The following is a 10,395-nucleotide window of genomic DNA, read 5'->3' as shown; positions in this document are numbered from 1 at the left end:
CGGCAGGCCCTGGCTGCCCTGCGCGATCAGCGAACCGTCGACCGCCGAATAGATGCCGTCGGAGCGGTCGTTGGCCTCGGCGATGACCGGCGAGAAGGCCGCGCGGGAAAACGTCAAATCCATCTCGTCGCAGACCTGTTGCAGGGCCGCCTGCAGCACCGAAAGCGTGATCGTGTCGAGCTTTGCCCCTTCGAACGCTGGCATATCAGGCCTCGCCGATGTCGATGATGATGTTGCCGTCCGCGTCCGAGCGCGCATGGTCGCCGGGTTCCAGCACTGTCGTGGCGTCCATCTGTTCCAGGATCGCCGGCCCCTCGATGACGGCATCGAGCGGCAGTTTTTCGCGACTGTAAACCGGGGTGTCGTGCCAGGTGCCGTGATACCAGACCGGCCGGATCTCGCGCCGCGCTTCGTCAAGCGTTGCCGCGCGGCCCGCCGGGTCGATCAGCCGCGACAGGTCGATTTGCGGCCGCTCGCCTGTCACCGAGGTGTTGAGGTTGACGAGGTTGGCGCGGATTTCGGGCAATTCCACCTTGAAACGGGCGAAATAGGCCTTTTCGAACAGCTGCTGCAGTGTCGCCCGCGTCACCGATGACGACGGCAGCGGCACGTTGATGATATGCGTCTGGCCGACGAACTGCATGTCGGCGGAATGGGTGACGCGGATCGCGTCGGGCTTTACGGCTTCCTTGGCGATCAGCGCCTCGCCTTCGTTACGGTGCCGTTCCAACACCTCGCGAAGCCCAGCTTCGTCGAGCCCACCGACCGGCTGGTTGATCGTGTTGACGAAGTCGTGCCGCATATCCGCGACGACGCAACCGAGCGCGTTGGTGATGCCGGGACGCGCCGGCACCAGCACACGGGGCAGGTCGAGCTCGCGGGCAAGCGCCGTCGCATGCAGAGGCCCGGCGCCGCCAAAGGCGAACAGCGCGAAATCGCGCGGGTCGTGGCCGCGCGACACCGACACCATGCGGATGGCGCCCGCCATCTTCATGTTGCCGAGCCGCAGCACGGCGCCGGCCGCCTCGACGCCGGAGAGGCCGGTGTGCTTGCCGATCCTGTCTTCGAATATGCGGGTGACGCGCTCGACCGTGACCGGATTGTCGACCGCCAGCAGCTTCTTCGGCGCCAGCCGCCCGAGCACCAGATTGGCGTCGGTGATGGTGGGTTCCGTGCCGCCGCGCCCGTAGCAGATCGGGCCGGGATTGGCGCCGGCGCTTTCGGGGCCGATCTGGATCAGTCCGGCCGCATCGACGCGCGCGATCGAGCCGCCCCCGGCGCCGACGGTGTGCACCGCCACCATCGGCACATGGATCGGCATCGCATATTCGATCTCGATCTCGTTCGACACGGCGGGCTCGGCGTTTCGGATCAGCGCTACGTCGGTCGAGGTGCCGCCCATGTCGTAGGTGACGAGGTTGCCGAAGCCGGCGCGCTTGCCGGTGTAGGCGGCGGCGATCACGCCGGACGCCGGTCCCGACATGACGGTCTTGGCCGATTCCTGCGTGACGAAGTGGGCCGAAATCATGCCGCCATTGCCGTTCATGATCAGGAAGTCGCGGGCATAACCCTGGGTAGCCAGCTCCTTGCGCAGCCGCTCGACATAGCGCTCGAGGATCGGCTGCACCGAGGCGTTGACCGCCGCCGTCACGCCGCGCTCGAACTCGCGCGCTTCCGAAAGCAGCGCATGGCCGGTGGTGATGTGGCCGTTCGGCCAGAGCCCTGCCGCGATCTCCGCCGCGCGCCGCTCATGCGAAGGGTTGGCGTAGGAATGCAGGAAATGGATGACGAGCGACTCGCAGCCGGCATCCAGCAATTGCTTGACGGCGGTACGCATTTCCGCCTCGTCGAGCGGCATGCGCACGGCGCCGGAGGCCTCGACCCGCTCCGAGACTTCGAGCCGCAGATCGCGCGGAATGACCGGCACGAAGGTGCCCGTCATGCCATAGGCTTGCGGCCTTGTGCGCCGGCCGAGCTCGATCACATCGCGAAAGCCGCGCGTGGTGATCATGCCGGTCCTTGCCAGCCGGCGCTCCAGCACGGCATTGGTGGTGGTCGTCGTGCCGTGCACGATGAGGTCGATGCCGTCGACCGGGAAGCCGGTCGCGGCAAGTGCGGCGACCACGCCGAAGGCCTGGTTTTCCACCGTGGTCGGCGTCTTGGCGATATGCACCTTGCCGCCCGCCTTGCCGTCGATCAGCAGCAGATCGGTGAAGGTTCCGCCGACATCGATGCCTGCGACAACATTTCCCGCCGACGCCGAAAATTTCTCATCCATTGCCGAAACCCGAAATGCTAAGACTACAGACATGTCCCAGTTTGGAAAGGTGTTTTACGCCCTGATCTTGACCTCAAGATCGTTTGTATACTAATAACTTTCCAACACAAGGGCCTGCTGTTGGCAGTGTGTGAGAATCGCGTTGGAACCCGACCGTTCGGACGCGAAGGGATAAAGTTTGGCGCCTGCGCCCCGCGTCCGCGCCGGAAAGTTGGGTTTGATGAACACGACATCCGCGGTCAACATCGCCGGCGTCAGGCCGCTTCAGTTCCCGATCCCGGCCAATGTTTATGCCGAGACGGTGGTTTCGGTGAAGCACTACACCGACCGCCTGTTCTCGTTCCGCATCACCCGGCCGCAATCGCTGCGCTTCCGCTCCGGCGAGTTCGTCATGATCGGCCTGCCCAACGCCGAGAAGCCGATCTTCCGCGCCTATTCCGTCGCCAGCCCCGCCTGGGACGACGAGCTCGAATTCTTCTCGATCAAGGTGCCGGACGGTCCGCTGACCTCCGAGCTGCAGAAGATTGAGGTCGGCGACACCGTCATCATGCGCCAGAAGGCGACCGGCACGCTGGTGCTCGACGCGCTGACGCCTGCAAAGCGGTTGTTCATGATCTCGACCGGAACCGGCATCGCGCCCTTCGCCAGCCTGCTGCGCGACCCCGACACCTATGAGAAGTTCGACCACGTCTTCCTCACCCACACCTGCCGCGACAAGGCCGAGCTTCTCTATGGCCAGGAACTGGTGACGGCACTTGAGACCGATCCGCTGATCGGCGAGCTGACCGGCGGCCGCGTCACGCTCTACAACTCGACGACGCGCGAGGAGTCGCCTCGCATGGGCCGCATCACCGCGCTGATCGGCTCGGGCAAATTCTATTCCGACCTCGGCATCGACAAGCTCAATCCCGAGACCGACCGCATCATGATCTGCGGCTCGATGCACATGCTGAAGGACGTCAAGGAGCTCGCCGAAAGCCTCGGCTTTCAGGAAGGTTCCTTGAGCCATCCGGCGAGCTTCGTCGTCGAGCGCGCCTTCGTCGGCTGAGGCGCGTCGCAGTCCGCCAACATGTTGTTTTGACCGTATGGTCAAAAATCTGCTGCTTCGGTGGCCTTTTTCCGTTATGACCCACTGAAGGACTCGTGAAGCATCGCTTCACGGGCTATCTTCGGCTGAGGTCGCTGAGAAAGGGCAGGAGATGAGCAGCACGATCCGCGAGGCGGGCGCAGGCGCGTCCAAGGTCATGCCGCTGCCGGCGCGCGCCGCCGCCAACACGCCGGTGCCGCTGGAGCACGGCATTGCGCGCAACCCCGGCATGAAGCTCGATCTCGGCTTTCTGGAATCGGTGCGCAGCGTCAACCGCTCGGCACTCGAGCGCCGCGTCGCCACGCTCACCAAGCGGCGTTCGATCAAGGCCGACAACCAGGCCGCCTGGCTGCTCCGCGCCATTGCCTGCATGGACCTCACCACGCTGAATTCCAACGACACCGACGAGCGCGTGCGCCGGCTCTGCGCCAAAGCGATCAACCCGCTGCGCAAGGATATCGTCGATGGCCTCGGCATCGCCGGCGAAACCATCCGCCCGGCGGCGGTCTGCGTCTATCATCCCTTCGTCGCCACCGCGGTCGAGGCGCTGCGCGGCACCGGCGTCCATGTCGCAGCCGTTTCGACCGCCTTCCCGCACGGGCTTGCGCCGCTGTCGACGCGCCTGCAGGAGATCGAGGCCTCGGTGCGCGACGGCGCCGACGAGATCGACGTCGTCATTCCGCGCGGCCTGGTCTACGGCGCCAAGTGGCGCGAGTTGTTCAACGAGATCGTCGCCATGCGCGCCGCCTGCGGCGAGGCTCATCTCAAGGTCATCCTCGGCACCGGCGACCTTTCCACGCTGCGTAATGTGATGCTGGCCTCGATGGTGGCGATGATGGCGGGCGCCGACTTCATCAAGACCTCGACCGGCAAGGAAAGCGTCAACGCCACGCTTCCCGTCGGGCTTGCCATGGTGCGCGCCATCCGCGCTTATTTCGAGGAAACAGGCTATCTCATCGGCTTCAAGCCGGCCGGCGGCATTTCGACGGCCAAGGTCTCTCTCGACTGGCTGGTGCTGATGAAGGAAGAGCTCGGCCGGCCCTGGCTCGAGCCGACCTTGTTCCGCTTCGGCGCCTCCAGCCTGCTCACCGACATCGAACGCCAGCTCGAGCATCACTTGACCGGCCACTATTCGGCCAACCATCGCCACGCAATGGCGTAACGCCCACCCTCCCCCTTGTGGGGAGGGTCGCCGCGCAGCGGCGGGGTGGGGTCGAAGAATCAGATCAGCCTGTCCAATGCACCGAACCATCAGCCATTTACCCCCACCCCGATCGGCTCTGCCGATCGACCCTCCCCACAAGGGAGAGGGCAAAGGAGGCGCCCCATGAACATCCTCGAACGCTATCACGCCATGGATTACGGCCCGGCGCCGGAAGCCCGCAATGAAGCCGATGCCTGGATCGCCTCGCGCGATTTCGCAAAAGCGCTGTTCATCGACGGCGCCTGGAAGGCGGCGGCGAGCGGCAAGACCTTCGACACCAGCGAGCCGTCCTCCGGCAAGCTGCTCGCCAAGGTCTCGGATGCGGGCGCCGCCGACATCGATGCGGCGGTCGCGGCGGCCGCCAAGGCGCTGCCGAAGTGGAGCGCCAGCTCTGGTTACGCCAGAGCCAAGGTGCTCTATGCCATCGGCCGCGCCATGCAGCGCCACCAGCGCCTGTTCGCGGTGCTGGAATCGATCGACAACGGCAAGCCGATCCGCGAGAGCCGCGACATCGACGTGCCGCTGGCGATCCGCCATTTCATCCATCATGCCGGCTGGGCGCAGACGCTCGAGAAGGATTTTCCGGATCACAAGCCGGTCGGCGTCGTCGGCCAGGTCATTCCGTGGAATTTCCCGCTGCTGATGCTCGCCTGGAAGATCGCGCCGGCTTTGGCCGCCGGCTGCACCGTGGTACTGAAGCCGGCCGAGTTCACGCCGCTCACTGCTATCCTGTTCGCCGAGATCTGCGAGCGGGCAGGGGTGCCGAAGGGCATCGTCAACATCGTCCAGGGTGGGCCGGAGGCGGGTGCGGCGATCGTCAATCACCCTGGCGTGCAGAAGATCGCCTTCACCGGCTCTTCGGAAGTCGGAAAGATCATCAGGAAGGCGACCGCGGGATCGGGGAAGAAACTGTCGCTGGAACTCGGTGGCAAGTCGGCCTTCACCGTCTTCGAGGATGCCGACCTCGACAGCGCCGTCGAAGGTCTGGTCGACGGCATCTGGTTCAACCAGGGGCAGGTCTGCTGTGCCGGCTCGCGCCTGCTGGTCCAGGAAGGCATCGCCGAGGCCTTCGTCGCCAAGGTCAAGGTCAGGATGAGCCGGCTGCGCGTCGGCAGCCCGCTCGACAAGAACACCGATATCGGACCGCTCGTCGACCGCACGCAGCTCGATCGCGTCAAGGGCCTGATCGCCGAGGGCGCCAAGCAAGGCGCCGTCTGCTGGCAGCCGGACGCCGCGTTGCCATCCACAGGTCACTATCATCTGCCGACGCTCGCGACGTCTGTTTCGCCGGCTAATATTCTGGCGCAGGAAGAGGTCTTCGGGCCGGTGCTGGCGACGATGAGCTTCCGCAATACCGAGGAAGCGATCGAGCTTGCCAACAACACGCGCTACGGCCTTGCCGCCTCGGTGTGGAGCGAGAATGTCAACCTTGCCCTGCATGTCGCGCCGCAACTGAAGGCCGGCGTCGTCTGGGTCAACGGCACCAATATGTTCGACGCCGCCTGCGGCTTCGGCGGCTATCGCGAAAGCGGCTTCGGCCGCGAAGGCGGCCGCGAAGGCATGTTCGAATATCTTTCGGCAAAACTGCCTGCCAGCCCGGTCATCAAGCCGGCTGCAGCCGGCTCGGCCCAGCCCGTCGAGCAGGCCGACGGCACGGCAATCGACCGCACGGCGAAGCTGTTCATCGGTGGCAAGCAGGTGCGGCCGGATGGGAATTATTCGCTGGCTGTCGCGACCGCCAAGGGCAAGCTTGCCGGCGAAGTCGGCCTCGGCAACCGCAAGGACATCCGCGACGCCGTCGCCGCGGCGCGCGCCTGCAAGGCCTGGCCGGATGCAACGGCCTTCAACCGCAGCCAGGTGCTCTACTATTTCGCCGAGAACCTGTCCGGCCGCGCCGACGAGTTCGCTGCCCGTCTTGTCCAACTCACCGGCGTTGCCGCCAAAGCGGCCCGTGAAGAGGTCGAGCAGTCGATCGAGCGGCTGTTCCTCTATGCCGGCCTTACCGACAAGTTTGAGGGCCGCGTCCACCAGCCGCCGGCCCGCGCGGTCACGCTGGCGCTGCATGAGCCGGTGGGTGTCGTCGGCATCGTCGCGCCGGACAGCCAGCCGCTGCTCGGCCTCGTCTCGCTGGTGGCGCCGGCGCTCGCCATGGGCAACACGGTGGTCGCCGTCCCGTCCGAGCGGCACCCGCTGCTTGCGACCGACCTCTACCAGGTGATCGAATATTCCGACATCCCGGCCGGCGCCATCAACATCGTCACCGGCCGCAGCGCCGAGCTTTGCGGCGTGCTGGCGAAGCACGACGATGTCGACGGGCTCTGGGTGTTCGCCGACGCCGACACCTGCGCCAAGGCGGAGGCCGACTCCATCGGCAACCTCAAACGCGTCTGGACCGGCAATGGCCGCACTCTCGATTGGGCGTCAAACGAAGCCGCCGGCGAGGCCTTCCTGCGCCGCGCCATCGAGGTCAAGAATGTCTGGGTGCCCTACGGCGACTGAGGCATCTCGCCTTTGCGCTCCAGCCCCGTTGCGGCGACGAGGTTCGGTGCGCGGCTCCGTTCTTGGCCGCCGCCGCGAAGCTGATTGCGTTCGGGCTTGACGCTTGTGCGTGTGTTCTTTAACGAGAAAAAACATCTTTATCTGTGAAATCGCAGCATAGGCCGCACGATGCCGGCTGTCTGGCACACGACGCCGCAGCCGGCCATCGATAAAGGCGGACGCACCAGGCAGGCGAGGAGAAAAGGCATGGCGGATCTGGCAGGCAAGGTGGCTGTGGTCACCGCGGCGGCGCAAGGCATCGGTCGGGCAAGCGCGCTGGCTTTCGCCAAGGCAGGCGCCACGGTTCACGCCACCGACATCAACGAGCCGCTGCTGGCCGAACTCGCCAAGACATCCGGCATCAAGACCCGCAAGCTCGACGTGCTGAACGACGCGGCCGTCGCTGCTGCCTTCGCCGAGATCGGCCCGGTCGACGTGCTGTTCAATTGCGCCGGCTTCGTCCATTCGGGCTCCATCCTCGAAATGAAGGATGAGGACCTCGACTTCGCCTTGAACCTCAATGTCCACTCGATGATCCGCACCATCCGCGCCGTGCTGCCCGGCATGCTGGAGCGCGGCGACGGCTCGATCATCAACATGGCGTCGCTGGCGAGCTCGCAGAAGGGCGTGCCGAACCGCTTCGTCTATGGCCTGACCAAGGCGGCGGTCGTCGGCCTCACCAAAGCGGTCGCCGCCGACTATGTCGCCAGAGGAATCCGCTGCAATGCCATCTGCCCGGGCACGGTCGAGAGCCCGTCGCTGCAGGACCGGATGCATGCGCAGGGCGACTATGAGGCGGCGCGTGCCGCCTTCATCGCCCGTCAGCCCATGGGAAGGCTGGGTACGCCCGAGGAGATCGCCGATCTCGCCGTCTATCTGGCGGGAGCGACCTACACGTCGGGTCAGGCCTATAATATCGACGGCGGCTGGTCGATCTGATCGCCGCCGGGAAAAAACCGTTGGCGGACAGAAAGATCGCGCCCAACCCCGCGTTAATTGGCAGAGGATCGGAAAGTCTGAAAATCCTGCCCGCCGGCTGCCCTGGGCACCATGCGTGCTTGCCGGAGATCGGGCTGACGAATACGGTCCGCCGGCCTTCGCAGTGAAGCCGTCATCCGGGCGAAGAGTGTTGCAAAACGGCCTTTGGCCGCAAGGTGGAGAAGAAAGATGAAGTTGTTGCGCTATGGCGAGGCAGGCAGCGAACGGCCCGGTCTGCTCGATCAGGATGGGACAATCCGCGACCTTTCGGCCTATGTCCCCGACATCGCCGGCACGGCGCTCAATCCGGCTTCGCTGGACATGCTCTCCAAGCTCGATCCGAAATCGCTTCCCGCCGTTTCCGGTAAGCCGCGCATGGGCGCCTGCGTTGCCGGCACCGGAAAATTCATCTGCATCGGTCTCAACTATTCCGACCATGCCGCCGAGACCGGCGCCACCGTGCCGCCGGAGCCGATCATCTTCATGAAGGCAAGCTCGGCCATCGTCGGGCCGGATGACGACGTGCTGATCCCGCGCGGCTCGGTCAAGACCGACTGGGAGGTCGAGCTCGGCGTCGTCATCGGCAAGACGGCGAAGTATGTCAGCGAGGATGACGCGCTGGATTATGTTGCCGGCTATTGCGTCGCGCACGATGTTTCCGAGCGCGCCTTCCAGGCCGAGCGCCAGGGCCAGTGGACCAAGGGCAAGTCCTGCGACACTTTCGGTCCTATCGGCCCCTGGCTGGTGACCAAGGACGAGATCGCCGATCCGCAGAACCTGAAGATGTGGCTGACCGTCAACGGCAAGACCATGCAGAACGGTTCGACCAGGACCATGGTCTACGGCGTCAAATATCTGGTGTCCTATCTCAGCCAGTTCATGTCGCTGCATCCCGGCGACATCATTTCCACCGGCACGCCGCCTGGCGTCGGCCTCGGCATGAAGCCGCCGGTGTTCCTGAAAGCCGGCGACGTGGTCGAGCTCGGCATCGAAGGCATGGGCCAGCAGAAGCAGACCTTCAAGGCGGACGAGTAAGGCTCGTATCTGGTCCGGGATTGCGTGAAGACAAATAGCTGGGGCGATTCTGCCAAAACGCTGAACCGCTCCAGCCGTCCGCCTTCGTGACAGGTCGCAGATTTCGCTGCGCCAGGTCGCGAATAGCGATTGAAAGTCATCTCCGGGCAGGGCGTTATGCGGCCCATGAAAACCGTCACTGAATTTCCTCGCAAGGTCGTCGAATTTCCCGATATGGGCATCGTCATGCCGGATGGCTGCCGGCTATCGGCCCGCATATGGATGCCGGAGGATGCGGCGGAAAATCCGGTGCCGGCGATCCTCGAGCATCTGCCCTATCGCAAGCGTGACGGCACCATCTTCCGCGATCAGCTGACGCATCCCTATTTCGCAGGCCACGGCTATGCCTCGATCCGCGTCGACATGCGCGGCAACGGCGATTCCGAAGGGCTGATGGACGACGAATATTCCGAGCAGGAATTGCAGGACGCCTGTGACGTCATCGCCTGGGCGGCCGCGCAACCCTGGTGCAACGGCAGTGTCGGCATGATGGGCATCTCCTGGGGCGGGTTCAACTGCCTGCAGGTCGCGGCAAAGCAGCCGCCGGCGCTGAAGGCGGTGATCAGCCTGTGCTCGACCGTCGACCGCTATGCCGACGACATCCACTACAAGGGCGGCTGCCTGCTGCTCGAGAATTTCGGCTGGGCCTCGACGATGCTCTCCTATTCGTCGCGCCCGCCGGATCCGCTGATTGCCGGCGGCAACCGCTGGCGCGACCTGTGGCTCAGCCGGCTGGAGAACCAGCCCTTCCTTCTGCCGCTCTGGCTCAGCCACCAGCATCGCGACGCCTATTGGAAGCGCGGCTCGATCTGCGAGGATTTCTCGGCTGTTCATGCGGCCGTGCTGTCGATCGGCGGCTGGCACGACGGTTACCGCAACACGATCTCCAATCTCGTCACCAACATCGAGGCACCCGTTAAGGGCATCGTCGGGCCCTGGATCCACAAATACCCGCATTACGCCGCGCCCAGTCCGGCCATCGGCTTCCTGCAGGAGGCGCTGCGCTGGTGGGACCGCTGGCTGAAGGGCGCCGAGACAGGCGTCGAGAACGATCCGGACTACCGCGCCTATGTCATGGACAGCGTGCGGCCGGCCCGATGGCATCCGGAGCGGCCGGGCCGCTGGGTGGCGGAGCGGGAATGGCCGTCGCCCAACATCAAGGTCGAGGTGACCGAGCTCGTTCCTGGTGGCGCCAAGCCGGCGATCGTCGCCTCGCCGCAGAATTGCGGGCTCGCC

General features: G+C 65.1%; 8 protein-coding genes. 6 read left to right on the top strand and 2 right to left on the bottom strand.

Annotated features, from left to right (window positions below; all coding sequences use genetic code 11):
* Both EOA29_RS13500 and EOA29_RS13495 read right to left on the bottom strand, forming a co-directional pair.
* Positions 1 to 204, bottom strand: a 204-nt coding sequence (locus tag EOA29_RS13500) for a hydantoinase B/oxoprolinase family protein (protein WP_189478887.1), incomplete at its 3' end; no start/stop codon positions are given.
* A 1-nt stretch (position 205) separates the two neighbouring features.
* Positions 206 to 2,278 (bottom strand): hydantoinase/oxoprolinase family protein, encoded by a 2,073-nt coding sequence (locus tag EOA29_RS13495; RefSeq protein WP_126090697.1) that lies wholly within the window; start codon positions 2,276 to 2,278, stop codon positions 206 to 208.
* A gap of 220 nt (positions 2,279 to 2,498) precedes the next feature.
* On the opposite strand from EOA29_RS13495, the gene EOA29_RS13490 reads away from it, so the two are divergent.
* The 6 genes from EOA29_RS13490 to EOA29_RS13465 form a co-directional block, all read left to right on the top strand.
* Positions 2,499 to 3,326, top strand: a complete 828-nt coding sequence (locus EOA29_RS13490) for a ferredoxin--NADP reductase (protein ID WP_126090696.1) — start codon at positions 2,499 to 2,501, stop codon at positions 3,324 to 3,326.
* 151 nt (positions 3,327 to 3,477) lie between these two features.
* Positions 3,478 to 4,527 carry a deoxyribose-phosphate aldolase gene (gene deoC, locus EOA29_RS13485; protein WP_126090695.1) on the top strand — a complete coding sequence of 350 codons (1,050 nt, stop codon included), beginning with the start codon at positions 3,478 to 3,480 and terminating at the stop codon, positions 4,525 to 4,527.
* Between the two features lie 165 nt (positions 4,528 to 4,692).
* Positions 4,693 to 7,068, top strand: a complete 2,376-nt coding sequence (locus EOA29_RS13480) for an aldehyde dehydrogenase family protein (RefSeq protein WP_127221001.1) — start codon at positions 4,693 to 4,695, stop codon at positions 7,066 to 7,068.
* A gap of 246 nt (positions 7,069 to 7,314) precedes the next feature.
* Positions 7,315 to 8,046 (top strand): SDR family oxidoreductase, encoded by a 732-nt coding sequence (locus EOA29_RS13475; RefSeq protein WP_127221000.1) that lies wholly within the window; start codon positions 7,315 to 7,317, stop codon positions 8,044 to 8,046.
* Positions 8,047 to 8,274: 228 nt separating this feature from the next.
* Positions 8,275 to 9,120 (top strand): fumarylacetoacetate hydrolase family protein, encoded by an 846-nt coding sequence (locus EOA29_RS13470; protein ID WP_127220999.1) that lies wholly within the window; start codon positions 8,275 to 8,277, stop codon positions 9,118 to 9,120.
* A 165-nt stretch (positions 9,121 to 9,285) separates the two neighbouring features.
* Positions 9,286 to 10,395 (top strand): CocE/NonD family hydrolase (locus EOA29_RS13465; RefSeq protein ID WP_127220998.1); only part of this gene is annotated, 1,110 nt, incomplete at its 3' end.

This window comes from Mesorhizobium sp. M1E.F.Ca.ET.063.01.1.1, assembly GCF_003998155.1.
Taxonomy (GTDB): domain Bacteria; phylum Pseudomonadota; class Alphaproteobacteria; order Rhizobiales; family Rhizobiaceae; genus Mesorhizobium.
Note: the sequence above shows the minus strand (reverse complement) of the source record. Positions and strands in the feature narration are given on the sequence as shown.

Bases quoted from the DNA above. Each gene is read 5' to 3' on its own strand.
- EOA29_RS13470 (WP_127220999.1), top strand. From the start codon at position 8,275: ATGAAGTTGTTGCGCTATGGCGAGGCAGGCAGCGAACGGCCCGGTCTG.
- EOA29_RS13490 (WP_126090696.1), top strand. From the start codon at position 2,499: ATGAACACGACATCCGCGGTCAACATCGCCGGCGTCAGGCCGCTTCAG.
- deoC (WP_126090695.1), top strand. From the start codon at position 3,478: ATGAGCAGCACGATCCGCGAGGCGGGCGCAGGCGCGTCCAAGGTCATG.
- EOA29_RS13475 (WP_127221000.1), top strand. From the start codon at position 7,315: ATGGCGGATCTGGCAGGCAAGGTGGCTGTGGTCACCGCGGCGGCGCAA.
- EOA29_RS13480 (WP_127221001.1), top strand. From the start codon at position 4,693: ATGAACATCCTCGAACGCTATCACGCCATGGATTACGGCCCGGCGCCG.
- EOA29_RS13495 (WP_126090697.1), bottom strand. From the start codon at position 2,278: ATGGATGAGAAATTTTCGGCGTCGGCGGGAAATGTTGTCGCAGGCATC.